The sequence below is a fragment of the Halomonas sp. BN3-1 genome, from assembly GCF_003056325.1.
Classification (GTDB): Bacteria; Pseudomonadota; Gammaproteobacteria; order Pseudomonadales; family Halomonadaceae; genus Halomonas; species Halomonas litopenaei.
In genome coordinates, this window is sequence record NZ_PYVV01000006.1 from 230,608 (window position 1) to 246,888 (window position 16,281).

Here is a 16,281-nt window from a genome sequence, read left to right on the forward strand (position 1 = left end):
GACATGCGCGTGATGCGCTCATTCGTCTCGAGCGCCCGCCTGGCGGGCGCTCTTTCGTTGGTGATGTGGCTCACGGCCTGTGCCAGCGCCCCCGAACTGGACCACAGCGTCACCGCTACGCTGCCCCAACGCCAGCTCCTCGAAGACGTCCCCTTTCACCCCCAGCGTGACTACCAGTGCGGCCCGGCCACACTGGCCATGGTGCTCAACCATGCAGGGGTCGACGTCGGCGTCGATCAACTGATCCCCGAAATCTACGTGCCCAGTCGCAAGGGCAGCTTCCAGCCCGAGATGCTGGCCGCCAGTCGCCGGCACGGGCGAATCCCGTTTACTCTGGCGCCACGCTTCGCCTCGCTGCTCGAAGAGGTCGATGCCGGCCGCGCGGTGGTGGTACTGCAGAACCTGTCGCTGCCGGCCTTCCCGCTGTGGCACTTCGCGGTGGTCAACGGCTACGATCTCGAGAGCGAAGAGGTATTGCTGCGCACCGGCGTCACCCGTCAGGATGCCACCGATTTCGGGCGTTTCGACGCCACCTGGCAACGTTCCGAGCGCTGGGCCTTCGTGGCACTGACGCCAGGAGAGCTGCCGGTGACGATTGCACCTGAGGCGGCCATCCAGGCCACCTCGGACTTCGAACGGGTCCAGGGGCCAGAGCAAAGCCTGCCGGCCTGGCAAGCCCTGGTCGATCGCTTTCCCGAGGAGGCCATGGGGCACTTCGCGCTGGCCAACGCCTACCATGCGGCGGGCCAGCCTGACGCGGCCATCGACGCCTGGCGCAGCGCTGTCGCCAAGGATCCGTCGCTGGCGCCGGCCTGGTTGAACCTGGGTCTCACCCTGGCGTCCCAAGGAGATGACGAAGGGGCTCGAGAAGCGCTCAGGCGTGCGGCTTCGCTTGACGGGCCCTGGCAGCAAAGCGCCAGGGAGGCGCTGAACGAACAGCAAGGAGGAGCTCGATGAGCTACGACATCGTGTTCAAGGGCGTCTACCAGGCGCCCGAGCCCGACGACGGCGCCCGAGTACTGGTCGACCGCCTGTGGCCCAGAGGACGCAGCCGCGAGTCCCTGGCGCTTACCGAGTGGTACCGGGAGGCCTCACCCAGCAATGCCCTGCGACGCCAGTATCAGCTCGAGGAGATCAGTTCCAGGGTCTTCGAGATTCGCTATCGCGGCGAGCTACGCGACCACCCCGACCGGCTGTATCCGCTGATGCGCCTGGCCCGGCGTGGCCGCTTGACGCTGGTGACCGCGGCACGCGATGTCGACAGCACCCATCTGCCCGAGCTGCGCCAGCGCCTGCTCGAGGCATTGCACCAGGAAGATCAGGAAGACGCCCTGCCCTCCTCGCCGCCTTGCTTTGCCCACGAGAGCGGCCACTAGAGCTCAGGCACCGGATCCAGCAGGCGCCAATAGTCCGACCCCAGACAAGAAAGGTGCCCAAGGGCACCTTTCTTGTCGGTCGTACTGGCCGGCTCAGAACACCCGGTTGAGGCCATTCTGGGCGGCCACCCGGTAGGCCTCGGCCATGGTCGGATAGTTGAAGGTGGTGTTGACGAAGTACTTCAGCGTATTCGCCTCCCCTTCCTGCTGCATGATCGCCTGGCCGATATGGACGATCTCCGAGGCCTGGTCGCCGAAGCAGTGGATGCCGTAGATCTCCAGGGTATCCTGATCGAACAGGATCTTGAGCATGCCGACGGTATCGCCGGTGATCTGGGCGCGGGCGGTGTCCTTGAAGAAGGCATGGCCGACCTCGTAAGGCACCTTGGCCTCGGTCAACTCGCGCTCGGTGCGACCAAAGGAGCTGATCTCGGGGATGGTGTAGATCCCGGTGGGCACCTCGGTGACGTAGCGGAATTCCCGGTCCAGCAGCTCGTCGCAGGCGTTCAGTCCCTGATCGTAGGCGGCGCTGGCGAGGCTCGGCCAGCCGACCACGTCTCCGGCGGCGTAAATGTGGGGCAGCGCCGTGCGATAGTGCTCGTCGACCTGCAGCTGCCCGCGGCCGTTGGCGGTGAGACCGATGTTCTCGAGGCCCAGCTGGTCGGTATTGCCGGTGCGGCCGTTGGCCCACAGGAAGGCGTCGGCACGCAGCCGCTTGCCCGACTTCAGATGCACCGTGACGCCGTTCTCATCGCCCTCGACGCGATCGTACTCCTCGTTGTGGCGGATCAACACACCATGCTTGCGCAGATGGTAGGACAGCGCATCGCTGATCTCGTCATCGAGGAAGGACAAGAGGCTGCCGCGGTTGTTGATCAGATCCACCTTGAGTCCGAGCCCGGAGAAGATCGAGGCGTACTCGCAGCCGATGACGCCGGCGCCGAAGATGATCAGAGTACGCGGGGTGTGCTGCAGACCAAGAATGGTATCGGAGCAGTAAATGCGAGGGTGGCGAAAATCGATGTCCGCTGGACGATAGGGCCGTGACCCCGTGGCGATGATCACCTTGTCGGCTACCAGTTCTTCCTGGTTTTCACCACTGCCCCTTACCATCAGGGTGTGTTCGTCCTTGAAGCGTGCGATCCCGTGATACAGGTCGATGCGATTACGGGCGTAGAAGTTGGTGCGCATGGACACCTGCTGATCGATGGTCACCCGGGAGCGTTCACGCACCTTGGGGAACGAGAACCAGCGCGGCTCGCCGATATCCCGGAACATGCTGTTGGTGTTGAACGACATGATCTGGCGGACCTGATGACGCAGCGCCTTGGAAGGGATGGTGCCCCAGTGGGTGCAATTGCCGCCGACCCGCGCCTGCTTTTCGACCACCGCGACCCGCTTGCCATGCTTGGCCGCATTGATCGCTGCGCTCTCGCCGGCGGGCCCGGTGCCGATCACCACCACGTCATAGTTGTGGACTGCCATCGTGTCTTCCTTCTCCTGGAAACCGACCCGGATGTGAGATGCCGGGCACTGCTTATCATGAGGACGGCGCCTCGAGAGGCGCCGTCATGGTCAGGGGGCGTCGATGCTGCCGCTCAGCGACGAGTCGCGTCGTAGCCCAGGTCCAGTCCGCGATTCTCGTCGGATTGGCGGCGCTGACTGGTGGCACGCTTCTTCGATTCTTCCTCGCACACCTCATCCTTGCCGCCGCAGATCTCGCAGCCATCCTTCAGGCCAAGCTGGTTGAGCCCGCCGCAGGAGCCGGCGATGGGCTTGCGGCCAAGAATGACACCGATCGCCATGGCGCCGATGATCAGCAGCATGGCACCGAAAACGATAAGGTAGATGGTCATGATGGACTCCTCGCTGGATGGGGCAGGATGGCTCTGGTCACTTTCTCGCGAACACTTTGTCGCGAACACCATCGCCTGCCTTTCTCCCATTGGACAGCGGTTGGACAAGAGATATCCCTGGGCGGAACAACGAATGGCCGTCGCCATACGCCCGAGGCGTTGAAGGTACCGACTCGACAAGGTCCCGTGTCCTCCCAGGACAGTCAGCGGGGCATTCTCGAGTCGGCGCGACAATTATGCCAGATCTCCTCTCGCGGCAAAATCACAAGGCGTACAAACCAACGAGCCCCGCACGGGGCGGGGCTCGCAAGGTGCCCTTGGGCACACGGACAGGCGCGTGATCAGCCGCCGAAGTCATCCAGCATGATGTTCTCGGGCTCGACGCCGAGATCCAGCAGCATCTTGATGACGGAGGCGTTCATCATGGGCGGCCCGCACATGTAGTACTCGCAGTCCTCGGGAGCCGGATGGTCCTTGAGGTACATGTCGTAGAGCACGTTGTGGATGAACCCGGTCGGCCCTTCCCAGTTGTCTTCCGGCTGGGGGTCGGACAGCGCCAGGTGCCAGTCGAAGTTCTCATGCTCCTCGGCCAGCTTGTCGTACTCTTCGTTGTAGAAGGTCTCGCGCCAGGAGCGTGCGCCGTACCAGAAGGTCATCTTGCGCTCGCTGTTCAGACGCTTCAGCTGGTCGAAGATGTGGCTGCGCATCGGCGCCATGCCGGCACCACCACCGATGAAGACCATCTCGGCGTCGGTGTCCTTGGCGAAGAACTCACCGAAGGGCCCCATCACCGTGACCTTGTCACCCGGCTTCAGGCTGAAGACGTAGGTGGACATCAGGCCAGGCGGGTGGCTGGAGTTGGGCGGAGGTGTCGCGATCCGGATGTTGAACTTGAGAATACCCTTCTCTTCCGGATAGTTGGCCATGGAGTAGGCACGAATGACCTCTTCGGTGTTCTTGTGCGAGACGTCGAACAGACCGAATTTTTCCCAGTCGCCGCGGTACTCTTCCTCGATATCGAAGTCGGAGAACTTGATGTCGTAGGCAGGTGCCACCAGCTGCACGTAGCCGCCGGCACGGAAGGCCACTTCCTCGCCTTCCGGCAGCTTCAGGTTCAGCTCCTTGATGAAGGTGGCGACGTTGGGGTTCTCGATGACCTCGCATTCCCACTTCTTGACGCCGAACACTTCCTCGGGGACCTGGATCTTCATGTCCTGCTTGACCGGTACCTGACAGGACAGACGCCAGCCGACCTTCTTCTCGCGCAGGGTGAAGTGGCTTTCCTCGGTGGGCAGGATCGAGCCGCCGCCCTCCTCGACCCGGCACTTGCACTGGGCGCAGGAGCCGCCGCCGCCACAGGCGGAGGACAGGAAGATGCCATTGGCCGCCAGGGTGTTGAGCAGCTTGCCGCCGGCCTGGGTGGTCAGGGTGTTCTCGGGATCGTCATTGATCTCGATGGTCACATCGCCCGAGCTCACGAGCTTGGAGCGGGCCGCCAGGATCACCGCCGTCAGACTGATGACGATGATGGTGAACATGACGACGCCGAGCACGATGACTGTTGTATCAACCATGTCGGTTTCCTATTGCTAGGGTTAGGGCCTGCACCGAGGGCTAGCGCCCCCGGTGCAGGGCACTCAGAGCTGGATGCCGGAGAAGGACATGAAGCCCAGGGACATCAGACCCACGGTGATGAAGGTGATGCCCAGTCCCTGCAGGGAAGCGGGCACATCGCTGTACTTCAGTTTCTCGCGGATACCGGCCAGGGCGGTGATCGCCAGCGCCCAGCCGACACCGGCGCCCAGGCCATAGACCACGGACTCACCGAAGTTGTAGCTGCGCTCGACCATGAACAGGGTGCCACCGAGGATGGCGCAGTTCACGGTGATCAGCGGCAGGAACACGCCGAGGGCGTTGTAGAGCGCCGGCACGAACTTGTCGAGGAACATCTCGAGGATCTGCACCAGTGCGGCGATGACGCCGATGTAGGACAGCAGACCCAGGAACGACAGGTCGATGTTCTCGGCACCGGCGATGCCGGTCCAGGACAGCGCGCCTTCCGCCAGCAGATACTCGAGGATCAGGTTGTTCACCGGCACGGTGATGGTCAGTACCGCTACCACCGCGATGCCCAGACCGATGGCCGAGGATACCTTCTTGGACACGGCCATGAAGGTACACATGCCCAGGAAGAACGCCAGTGCCATGTTCTCCACGAACACCGAGGCAACGAAAAGGCTCAGATAGTGTTCCATGTTACACGGCCTCCTTCGGCTGGGTGTTTTCCTTCATCACGAACTCGTTGTCCTCGACCTGCTCCGGGTTGAGGCTGCGCAGCACCCAGATGATCAGACCGATGATGAAGAAGGCGGACGGCGGCAGCAGCAGCAGGCCGTTGGGCACGTACCAGCCACCGTTCTGCACGGTTTCCAGGATGGTCACGCCGAACAGGCTGCCGGAGCCGAACAGCTCGCGGAAGAAGCCGACGGTCATCAGGATGAAGCCGTAGCCCAGACCGTTGCCGACACCGTCGAGGAACGACAGCGTCGGGGTGTTGGTCATGGCGAAGCCTTCGGCGCGGCCCATCACGATGCAGTTGGTGATGATCAGACCGACAAATACCGACAGCTGCTTGGACATCTCATAGGCAAAGGCCTTGAGGATCTGGTCCACCACGATCACCAACGAGGCGATAATGGTCATCTGCACGATGATACGGATGGAGGACGGAATGTGATTGCGGATCAGCGAGACGAACATGCTCGAGAACGCCGTCACGAAGATCACGGCCAGACTCATGACCAGCGAGACGCTGAGGCTCGAGGTCACCGCCAGCGCCGAACAGATACCGAGGATCTGCAGGGCGATGGGGTTGTTCTTGAAGATCGGCGTCAGGATGACGCCCTTGGGAGTCGGTGCAGACATCGTCAGGCTCCTTCGCTGTCGTCAGAGGGGCTGGCGTCGGCGCTGGCCTGGCTGTCCACGCCATCGCGGAAGCGCGCCAGGTAGTGACCGAAGCCTTCCTCGCTCAGCCAGAATTGCACCAGCTTGGTCACGCCGCGGCTGGTCAGAGACGCGCCGGACAGGGCGTCGACCTCGGTGGACTCGCTGGCACCACCCTTCACCAGCTGGATGGCCGGCTCCATGGTGTCGCTCGAGGCGTAGATTTCCTTGCCTTCCCACTGCGCCTTCCAGCGCGGGTTGTCGACCTCGCCACCCAGGCCAGGTGTCTCGGCGTGGGAATAGAAGGTGATCCCGCCGATGGTATTGCCGTCACCCTGCACAGACAGGTAGCCGCGCATCAGGCCCCACAGGCCCTGGCCACGAATCGGCAGCACGATCTGCTCGGGGTTGTTCTCGTCACCGACCAGATAGATGGTGGAGTACTGCTCCTGACGGCCGAGACCGGCGATGTCCTTCTCCCCGGACAGGGTGCGCGACTGGGCCGGATCCTTGGCGGCCTGGAAGCCGTCATAGGTCTCGGGATCGACCTCATCGGTGTACTCCCCGGTGTCGAGATCGACGACCTTGGCGGTCACCGCCTGGGAGAACTCCTTGCCGACGTCCATGCCCGGTTCGTACAGGTCGGCCACGGCCAGGATGTTGGACTTGCGGTCCAGCTCCTGGTTGCGCTCCTGGCGCGCCTTGAGTCCCACCGCCGCCGTCGACACGATGATCGAGCAGACGATACACAGGGAGAAGGCGACCGTCAGGATCTTCTTGATGGAGTTGTTACCTTGTGCCATCAGGCGGTCTCCTCGGCCACGACAGCGGTGCGCTTGGCGCGACGCTTGATGTTGGCCTGAACAAAGAAGTGATCGATGAGCGGCGCGAACAGGTTGGCGAACAGGATCGCCAGCATGATGCCCTCGGGGAAGGCCGGGTTGACCACACGGATCAGTACCGTCATCACACCGATCAGGGCGCCGAAGATGAAGCGACCCGGGTTGGTCATGGATGCCGATACGGGATCGGTGGCCATGAACACCATGCCGAAGGCGAAGCCACCCACCACCAGGTGCCAGTACCAGGGCATGGCGAACATGGCGTTGGTGTCGGAGCCGATCAGGTTGAGAATGGAGCTCATCGCTACCATGCCGAGGAACACGCCGGCGACGATCCGCCACGAGGCGATCTTCATGCCGATCAGCACCACCGCCCCGATCAGGATGGCAAGTGTCGAGGTCTCACCCACGGAGCCGGGAATGAAGCCAAGGAAGGCGTCCCACCAGCTGTACTGGTCCTGCAGTGCGGCCATACCGCTCTGGTAGGCGGTAGACAGCGGCGTCGCGCCGGTGAAGCCATCGGCGGCGACCCACACGGCATCACCGGAGATCTGCGCCGGATAGGCGAAGTACAGGAAGGCACGACCGGTCAGCGCCGGGTTGAGGAAGTTCTTGCCGGTACCACCAAAGATTTCCTTGCCGATCACCACACCGAAGGTGATGCCGAGCGCCACCTGCCACAGCGGGATGGTAGCCGGCAGGATCAGGGCGTAGAGCACCGAGGTGACGAAGAAGCCTTCATTGACCTCGTGGCCGCGCTTGATCGCGAACAGCACTTCCCAGAAGCCACCGATGACGAAGGTCACCAGGTAGATCGGGAGGAAGTAGGTAGCGCCCAGCACGAAGTTGGACCACAGGCTGCCGGCATCGTGGCCACCGGCGAAGGTCAGCAGGATCATCTCGCGCCAGCCGCCCATGGAGTCGTAACCCGCGGCGATGGCCTCGTTGGCCTGCCAGCCAGCGTTCCACATGCCGAAGAACATGGCCGGGAAGGTGCAGAACCACACCGTGATCATCATGCGCTTGAGGTCGATGCCGTCACGCACGTGAGCCGTGGTCTTGGTCACGCTGGGAGGCGCATAGAAGATAGTGTCCACCGCCTCGTACAGCGGATAGAACTTCTCGTACTTGCCACCCTTGTGAAAGTGCGGCTCGAGATTGTCGAGTGTCTGTCGAATACCCATCATCAGGCCTCTTTCTCGATCATGGTGAGGTTGTCACGCAGGATGGGACCGTACTCATACTTGCCGGGGCACACGTAGGTGCACAGCGCCAGGTCTTCTTCATCCAGCTCGAGGCAGCCGAGTTCCATCGCCGACTCGATGTCGCCGACGATCAGCGAACGCAAGAGCTGCGTGGGCATGATGTCCAGCGGCATCACCTTTTCATACGCACCCACCGGCACCATGGCGCGCTCGGAGCCATTGGTCGAGGTGGTCGGCGCATAGTCGCGCAGGCCCTTCAGGCTCGACAGGTAGATACCCAGTACCGAGTGACGATTGGCACCCGGCGACAACCAGCCCATGAAGGCACGCTTGTTGCCCTCTTCCAGCAGGGTGATCTGGTTGTGGAAGCGGCCCAGGTAGCGCAGGCTGCCTTCGGCGGTGAAGCCGGAGAACACGCCTCCGCTGATGACGCGGGTGTCATCGGCAGACTTGATCTCGTGATCCAGCAGCTCGTCAGTGCTGGCACCCACACGGGTACGCACCAGACGCGGACGCTCGGCACGCGGGCCGCCAACGGCGACCACTCGGCTCAGATCCAGCTTGCCTTCACTGAACAGCTTGCCAAAGGCGATCACGTCCTGATAGCCGATGTGCCAGACGCGACGCTGCAGCGACACCGGGGACAGGAAGTGAATGTGGGTACCGACCAGGCCCGCAGGATGGGGACCGGCGAAGCTCTCGTGGTGGACGCCCTTGACCTTGGTGCCCGGAATCTGGGCATCGGTGGCGGTGCACAGGAACACCTTGCCCTCGGTCAGTCGTCCCAGCACCTTGAGGCCGTCCTCGAACGCCTCGGCCTGCTCGTTGATGACCAGCGACGGATCGGCGGCCAGCGGCTGGGTGTCGATGGCGGTGACGAAGATGTCGGTGGGTACGGCGTCGGGCGCCGGGGTACGCGAGAACGGGCGAGTGCGCAGCGCGGTCCACAGACCAGACTCCACCAGTTGGTCGACCACGGTCTGACGTTCGAGGGACTCGAGCGCATCGCGGCCATGAGCCGTGAAGGACTCGGCCTCGGCGCTGTCGTCGACCTCGATCACCACCGACAGGAGCCTGCGCTTTTCCCCGCGATTGATCGCCACTACTTCACCCGAGGCCGGCGAGGTAAAGCGCACGCCCTCGATCTTCTTGTCGGTGAACAGTAATTGGCCCAGCTTGACCTTGTCCCCCTCCTTGACCTCCATGGTCGGCTTCATGCCGATATAGTCGGTCCCCAGGAGCGCCACGTGGCGCACCGGTCGCGCATCCTCGATACGCTGCTCCGGCGCTCCCGTGATGGGGAGATCCAGGCCTTTCTTGACTTCGATCATAGACTCGCCCAGTTGATGGATCGTAGATAATGGACGGAGGTTCGGTGGAAATGAGAGGAATTCTTGTTATAAGCCACGCATCACCAGTCACGCCGAGGCGACATCGAACCACCCCGAAAAATCCCCAGCATTATAAAGACAAGCCAGTGGATTGACCACATGATCGAACGTCGCAGAACTGCGTGATTCTGCAAAACCGCTTCCATCCCAAACAGAAAAACCCCTTGCCAAACAAGGTTGGCAAGGGGTATTCGAACTACCTCAACGCGAGACTCTCGCCCCGCTCGGCACGGACTAGGCGTGACGCGGCAGCTTACAGAAGGCCACGTTGGAGATCTGCTGCAGGATACGAATCACCTGGCAGCTGTAGCCGAACTCGTTGTCGTACCACACATAGACCACCGCGTGGCGGCCCTGGGCGATGGTCGCCTTGGCGTCGACGATGCCGGCGTGACGGTTGCCGACGAAGTCGGTGGAGACCACCTCCGGCGAGTCGACGAAGTCGATCTGCTTCTGGAAGGCCGAGTCGATGGACATGCGGCGCAGGTAGTCGTTGAGCGACTCGGCGTCGGTCTCGCGCTCGAGCGACAGGTTGAGGATCGCCATCGACACATTGGGCGTCGGCACGCGGATGGCGTTGCCGGTCAGCTTGCCACCCAGCTCCGGCAGTGCCTTGGAAACCGCCTTGGCGGCACCGGTCTCGGTCAGCACCATGTTCAGCGGTGCGCTGCGTCCGCGACGGTCACCCTTGTGGTAGTTGTCGATCAGGTTCTGATCGTTGGTGTAGGAGTGAACGGTCTCGACGTGGCCATGCTCGATGCCGTATTCGTCGTTCATCACCTTCAATACCGGCACGATGGCGTTGGTGGTGCAGGACGCCGCGGAGATGATGCGATCATCCTGGGTGATGTCGCCATGATTGATGCCATAGACGATGTTTTTCAGGTCGCCCTTGCCCGGGGCGGTCAGCAGCGCCTTGGACACGCCCTTGCACTCCAGGTGCTGACCGAGGCCAGCCTCGTCGCGCCAGATACCGGTGTTGTCGACCACCACGGCGTTGTTGATGCCGTAGGCGGTGTAGTCGACATCGCTCGGCGAATCGGCGTAGATGACCTGGATCACGTTGCCGTTGGCGGTCAGGGTGCGGGTCTCCGGGCACACGCTGATGGTGCCGTCGAAGGGACCGTGAACGCTGTCACGACGCAGCAGGCTGGCGCGCTTTTCCAGATCCTTGGCGATATCGCCACGACCGCGCACCACGATGGCCTTGAGGCGCAGCAGGTTGCCGCCACCGGCCTTCTCGATCAGCACGCGGGCCAGGATCCGGCCGATCCGGCCGAAGCCGTAGAGCACAACGTCCTTGGGCTCGCCATTGCCGGCGTCAGGATCGTGACAGTCGACGATCTCGGCCAGCTGCTCGCGCATGAACGCCAGCGCATCGCCACCGCCCTGCTTCTTGAATGCCACACCCAGCTTGCCCACATCGACGTGAGCCGGCCCCAGATTCAGCTGGGTCATCGCCTGCACCAGCGGGAAGGTATCCTGCACCGACAACTCGGTACCTTCGATCTTCCTGACGAAACGATGGTCCTTGAGGATGCGGATGACGCTGCGGTTGAACAGCGAACGTCCGAACATGGTGGTGACCACGTTATTGCGACGATACAGGCTGCCGATCAGCGGGATCATCTGCTCGGCCACGGCCTGGTTGTCGTGCCATTGCTGGAAGACGATATCGGGTTGCTGGCTCACGAGAGACCTCTAAGTCTGATGGGGAAACGAGCGTATTATCAGCCCCCCCCTTGAAAGGGGCAATGACTGTATGGTCGCACCTCCTGTAGGCCCGTTACACAAATCGCGGTTTGACTACATGAGCGAGATCGGGCTGGTATGATGCCTGCTCGACCTCTGAACGCCAGCGAAACGACATCCTCTATGCCTACCTTTTCGCCGCTCGATCCGCCGCATCCCCAGGGCGCCCGTGACACCCTGTACCTCACCACGCCCGCCGGCAGCGCCAGCGCCCTGGCGCTTTCGCGCCTGGCTGCCGACGCGCCACTGCTGGTGATTACCCAGGATACCGCCGAGGCACTGAGGCTCGAGAACGAACTGGCCTTCTATGCCGACGTGCCGGTACTGCCCTTCCCCGACTGGGAGACGCTGCCCTACGACAGCTTTTCGCCCCATCAGGACATCGTCTCGTCGCGGCTGCGCACCCTCCGGCATCTGCAGGATGGTGTGCACGGCATCGTGCTGGTACCGATCAATACCCTGATGCAGCGTCTGCCGCCCGTGGACTATATCGCCGGACGGGTGCTGACCCTGGAGGTCGGCGCCACCCTGCAACGGGAGACCTTCCGCGAACAGCTGTCACGGGCGGGCTACCGGGCGGTGGAGACCGTCTTCGAGCCGGGTGAATACGCCCTGCGTGGCGCCCTGATCGATCTCTTTCCCATGGGCAGCGACCATCCGCTTCGCATCGACCTGTTCGACGACGAGATCGACACCCTCAGGAGCTTCGACCCCGACACCCAGCGCAGCCTAGACAAGGTCGAGCGGATCGACCTGCTGCCGGCGCACGAGTATTCGCTGTCACGCTCGGCCATCGCCTGCTTTCGTGAAGGCTTCGAGACCCTGTTCGACGTCGACCCACGCCAGTGCCCGCTTTATGTCGATGCGCTGAAGGGCATCCCCTCACCCGGACTCGAGCAGTATCTGCCGTTGTTCTTCGAGGCCACCGCTTCACTGTTCGACCATCTGCCCGCGGACACCCGCGTCGCCCTGATGTCCGGCTGCCGCGAAGCCGCCGAGCACCACTGGCAGGCGATCACCAGCCGCTACGAAAATCTCGGCGTCGATCCGACCCGCCCCCTGCTGCCGCCCCACCGTGCCTTCATCCCGGAAGCGGAACTGTTCGGGCTGATCAAGACCCACCCCAGGGTCGAGCTGACAGCAGACAGCGAGCATCCCCACGCCCATCCCTCGGATGCCAGCGACGCCCCCCAGGTGGCGATCAATGCCAGGGCAAAGGATCCGCTGGCGGCGCTCAGGGGCTTTCTGAACGAGCACGCAGAGCGCCGGGTGCTGTTCGTGGCCGAGTCCCGTGGGCGTCGGGAAGCGCTGGAGGAGACCCTGGCCCCCGCTACCGGTGCACTGGACGCCGCGGACGGATTTTCCGACTTCCTCGCCGGCAGCTCTCGCCTGGCCATCGCCGAGGGGCAGCTCTCCAGCGGCCTGTCGCTCGGCTCCCCCGCGGTCAGTGTGATCACCGAGACGGAACTGTTCGGCGAGATCGTGCGCCAGACCCGCCGCCAGGCCAAGGCCACCGACGACAACGAACTCGCCGTACGCCATCTTTCCGAACTCAAGGTCGGCGCCCCGGTGGTCCACCAGTCCCATGGCGTCGGCCGCTACCGCGGGCTGGAAACGCTGGAAGCCGGCGGCCAGGCGGCCGAATTCGTCAGCCTCGAGTACGCCGACGGCGCCAAGCTCTACGTGCCGGTGGACAGCCTGCACCTTATTTCCCGCTACGCCGGTGCCGACGATGAACTGGCACCGCTGCATCGACTGGGCTCGGAACAGTGGGAAAAGGCCAAGCGCAAGGCCGCCGAGAAGATCCGCGATACCGCCGCCGAGCTGCTCGACATCTATGCCCGCCGCGAGGCCCGTGAAGGCTTCGCCTGTGCCGCCCCGGATGAGGAGTACGCTCGCTTCGTCGCCAACTTCCCGTTCGAGGAGACGCCGGATCAGCGGGTCACCATCCAGGCGGTGATCCAGGACATGACCGCACCGCGCCCGATGGACCGTGTCGTCTGCGGCGACGTCGGCTTCGGCAAGACCGAGGTCGCCATGCGTGCCGCCTTTCTTGCGGTACAGTCCGGTCGCCAGGTGGTGGTGCTGGTGCCGACCACCCTGCTCGCCCGCCAGCATTTCGAGAACTTCCGTGACCGCTTCGCCGACACCGCGGTGGATATCGAGCTGCTGTCCCGCTTCACCAGCAGCGGCAGTCAGACAGACACCCTCAAGCGCGTTCGCGAGGGCAAGGTCGATATCGTCATCGGCACCCACAAGCTGCTGTCACGGAAGCTCGACTTTCCGGAATTGGGACTGGTCATCATCGATGAAGAACATCGCTTCGGCGTGTCCCAGAAGGAAAGGCTCAAGACGCTGCGTGCCGAGGTCGACGTACTGACCATGACCGCCACACCGATCCCGCGCACGCTCAACATGGCCATGAGCGGTATCCGCGACCTGTCGATCATCGCCACCCCACCGGCCAGACGCCTGTCGGTGAAGACCTTCGTCCAGCAGCGGGAAGAAGCTGTGATAAAGGAGGCGATCCTGCGCGAGATCCTGCGTGGCGGCCAGGTCTACTACCTGCACAACGAGGTCAAGACCATCGAGAGCGCCGCCGAGAAGGTCCGCGAACTGGTGCCCGACGCCCGCGTCGCGGTGGCCCATGGGCAGCTGCCCGAGCGCTCGCTGGAACGGGTGATGTCCGACTTCTATCACAAGCGCTTCAACGTGCTGGTGTGCTCGACCATCATCGAGACCGGCATCGACGTGCCCAGCGCCAACACCATCATCATCGAGCGTGCCGACAAGTTCGGACTGGCCCAGCTCCACCAGCTGCGCGGCCGGGTAGGCCGCAGCCACCACCAGGCCTACGCCTACCTGCTGGCGCCGCCGCCTCGCTCGATCACCCGAGACGCGGTCAAGCGCCTCGAGGCGATCGGCCAGGCCGAGGACCTGGGCGCTGGTTTCACCCTGGCCAGCCACGACATGGAAATCCGCGGCGCCGGCGAACTGCTGGGCGACGAACAGAGCGGCCAGATGGAAGCGGTGGGCTACAGCCTCTATATGGAGATGCTCGACCGGGCGGTGAAGGCCATCCGTGAAGGCCGCACCCCGAATATCGAGGCACCGCTGCAGGAAGGCGTCGAGATCAGCCTAAATCTGCCAGCGCTGATTCCCGACGACTATCTCCCCGATGTCCAGCAGCGTCTGGTGATGTACAAGCGCATCGCCAACGCCGACAACGAGGCCGAGCTCAAGGAACTGCGTGTGGAGATGATCGATCGCTTCGGACTGCTGCCCGCCCCGGTCAAGACGCTGCTGCGCCAGACCCGCCTCAGGCAGCGTGCCGAAAGGCTCGGTATCGTGCGCCTGGAAGCGGGCGCCGAGCGCGGGCGCGTGCTGTTCGGCGGCCAGACCGCGGTGGATCCACTGACGCTGGTGGGGCTGATCCAGGGGGCGCCGGAACGCTATCGACTGGAGGGCGCCGAGACCCTGCGCTTCCAGGCCGACATGGCCGTCGAGGAGACCCGCTTCGAGGCCGTCGAGGCGCTGCTGGACCAACTCAATCGAAAGACTCAGGCGGCCTGAGCCATCCCTTGCAAGGGACTGGCGCAACGCCGCATTAGCGGGCAATCTATGTACATAGGACACCGCAAATTCCGGCCGGGTTATCCCCGGCTTTCACCCATTATCGAGACTGCTGCAATGACTTCGACTTCACTTCGCCGGCCACTCGTCCGCCTCGCCACCCTGTGTGGCGTTGTGGGCGCGCTGGCGGCACCTCTGGCGGCGGCCGACGACCTGCCCCGGGGCCACTACCTGCTGCCCGAAGAAGGCGACCTGATCGGTGAGGTCTACACCGTCGAAGCCGACGAGGAAGACACCCTCATTGATATCGGACACGAGCACGGCATCGGCTTCAACGCCATCACCCGAGCCAACCCCGACATCAGCATCTGGTATCCCGGCGAGGGTACCGAAGTGACCATCCCGGCCCAGTTCATCCTGCCCGATGCACCGCGCAACGGCATCGTGGTCAACGTGGCCGAGATGCGCCTCTACTACTACCCGCCGGCCAAGGAAGGCGAGCCGCGTACCGTGCAGACCTACCCGATCGCCGTGGGCCGCATGGACTGGAAGACGCCGCTGGGCTCCACCACCATCACCCAGATGGTCAAGAATCCGTCCTGGTATCCTCCTGCCTCCATTCGCCGCGAACACGCCGAGGCCGGCGACCCCTTGCCCGGCGTGGTGCCGCCCGGACCCGACAACCCCATGGGCACGCGCAAGATGCGCCTGGGCATCCCCGGCTACCTGATCCACGGCACTAACAAGCCCGAGGGCGTCGGCATGCGCGTCACCCACGGCTGCATCCGCATGCTGCCCGACGATGTCGAGAATCTGTTCGATCAAGTCGCGGTGGGCACTCCTGTCCGACTGGTCAACGAACCGCTCAAGCTCGGCTGGTCCGACGAGCACCTCTATGTCCAGGCCTACCCCTACCTCGACGAGGAAGAAGGCGCGCCGATCGAGGACATGACCGCCGCTATCGAGGAGGTCGAGGCCGCCGTCAAGGACAAGGACTACGACGTCGACTTTGCGCGCCTGCGTAGCGCCATGGAGACGCCCAGCGGCCTTCCGGTCGCCATGCAGACCACCACCCCGGCAGAACCCAAGCCGCTGCCTGGCAGCCTCTATGACCATATCGAGTTGATCGCCGACGAGCCTGCCCTGCTGGGACAGGTCAGCCACGAAGGCTGAACCGGCGACCACAGGCATCACATCAAGCACGTGACGTGCACGGCGCCCCGACAGGGGCGCCTTTTTTTGGCGCCATCATTTCCAGCGGAGGCCTTGTCGGCATGGTGGCGACACCATGATCCAGCTCAAACGACGCATCCGCAGCAGTCAGTGGTCAGGCAGAGGAGAGG

Annotated in this window: 13 protein-coding genes; 4 read left to right on the forward strand and 9 right to left on the reverse strand. The window is 63.5% G+C overall.

Annotated elements, in window-relative coordinates; translation table 11 throughout:
• The first annotated feature begins 12 nt into the window (after positions 1–12).
• Positions 13–957, forward strand: coding sequence for a PA2778 family cysteine peptidase (locus C9F12_RS10665; protein WP_240184229.1), 945 nt, complete (start codon positions 13–15; stop codon positions 955–957).
• Positions 954–1,376 carry a DUF488 family protein gene (locus tag C9F12_RS10670; RefSeq protein WP_108132829.1) on the forward strand — a complete coding sequence of 141 codons (423 nt, stop codon included), beginning with the start codon at positions 954–956 and terminating at the stop codon, positions 1,374–1,376. Before C9F12_RS10665 ends, C9F12_RS10670 begins: the two co-directional genes overlap by 4 nt.
• 93 nt (positions 1,377–1,469) lie before the next feature.
• Here the strand turns inward: C9F12_RS10670 and sthA are convergent, their stop codons facing one another.
• From sthA to C9F12_RS10715, 9 genes are all read right to left on the reverse strand, one after another.
• A complete protein-coding gene (gene sthA / locus C9F12_RS10675) occupies positions 1,470–2,861 on the reverse strand; it encodes a Si-specific NAD(P)(+) transhydrogenase (RefSeq protein WP_108448859.1) in 1,392 nt (463 codons plus the stop codon).
• A 113-nt stretch (positions 2,862–2,974) separates the two neighbouring features.
• Positions 2,975–3,232: a (Na+)-NQR maturation NqrM gene (gene nqrM / locus C9F12_RS10680; protein ID WP_045992660.1), complete on the reverse strand. Its 258-nt coding sequence runs from the start codon at positions 3,230–3,232 to the stop codon at positions 2,975–2,977.
• Positions 3,233–3,573: 341 nt separating this feature from the next.
• Entirely contained in the window at positions 3,574–4,806 is a 1,233-nt protein-coding gene (gene nqrF / locus C9F12_RS10685; protein ID WP_045992661.1) for an NADH:ubiquinone reductase (Na(+)-transporting) subunit F, read from the reverse strand.
• A 63-nt stretch (positions 4,807–4,869) separates the two neighbouring features.
• Positions 4,870–5,487: an NADH:ubiquinone reductase (Na(+)-transporting) subunit E gene (gene nqrE, locus C9F12_RS10690; RefSeq protein WP_045992662.1), complete on the reverse strand. Its 618-nt coding sequence runs from the start codon at positions 5,485–5,487 to the stop codon at positions 4,870–4,872.
• Between the two features lies 1 nt (position 5,488).
• Complete coding sequence (locus C9F12_RS10695) at positions 5,489–6,157, reverse strand: NADH:ubiquinone reductase (Na(+)-transporting) subunit D (RefSeq protein ID WP_045992663.1); 669 nt, start codon at positions 6,155–6,157, stop codon at positions 5,489–5,491.
• A 2-nt stretch (positions 6,158–6,159) separates the two neighbouring features.
• Positions 6,160–6,978: a Na(+)-translocating NADH-quinone reductase subunit C gene (locus C9F12_RS10700; protein ID WP_045992664.1), complete on the reverse strand. Its 819-nt coding sequence runs from the start codon at positions 6,976–6,978 to the stop codon at positions 6,160–6,162.
• Positions 6,978–8,204, reverse strand: a complete 1,227-nt coding sequence (locus C9F12_RS10705; protein ID WP_045992665.1) for an NADH:ubiquinone reductase (Na(+)-transporting) subunit B — start codon at positions 8,202–8,204, stop codon at positions 6,978–6,980. Before C9F12_RS10705 ends, C9F12_RS10700 begins: the two co-directional genes overlap by 1 nt.
• On the reverse strand, positions 8,204–9,553 hold the full coding sequence (locus C9F12_RS10710) for a Na(+)-translocating NADH-quinone reductase subunit A (RefSeq protein ID WP_045992666.1): 1,350 nt from the start codon (positions 9,551–9,553) through the stop codon (positions 8,204–8,206). Before C9F12_RS10710 ends, C9F12_RS10705 begins: the two co-directional genes overlap by 1 nt.
• Positions 9,554–9,847: 294 nt before the next feature.
• Positions 9,848–11,305 (reverse strand): glyceraldehyde-3-phosphate dehydrogenase, encoded by a 1,458-nt coding sequence (locus tag C9F12_RS10715; protein WP_045992667.1) that lies wholly within the window; start codon positions 11,303–11,305, stop codon positions 9,848–9,850.
• A 183-nt stretch (positions 11,306–11,488) separates the two neighbouring features.
• Here C9F12_RS10715 and mfd point away from each other — a divergent pair, with 183 nt between their 5' ends.
• Together mfd and C9F12_RS10725 are read left to right on the forward strand one after the other, a co-directional pair.
• Positions 11,489–14,938 (forward strand): transcription-repair coupling factor, encoded by a 3,450-nt coding sequence (gene mfd / locus C9F12_RS10720; RefSeq protein ID WP_108448860.1) that lies wholly within the window; start codon positions 11,489–11,491, stop codon positions 14,936–14,938.
• A gap of 117 nt (positions 14,939–15,055) precedes the next feature.
• Positions 15,056–16,111 (forward strand): L,D-transpeptidase family protein, encoded by a 1,056-nt coding sequence (locus tag C9F12_RS10725; protein ID WP_045992669.1) that lies wholly within the window; start codon positions 15,056–15,058, stop codon positions 16,109–16,111.
• Positions 16,112–16,281: the final 170 nt, after the last annotated feature.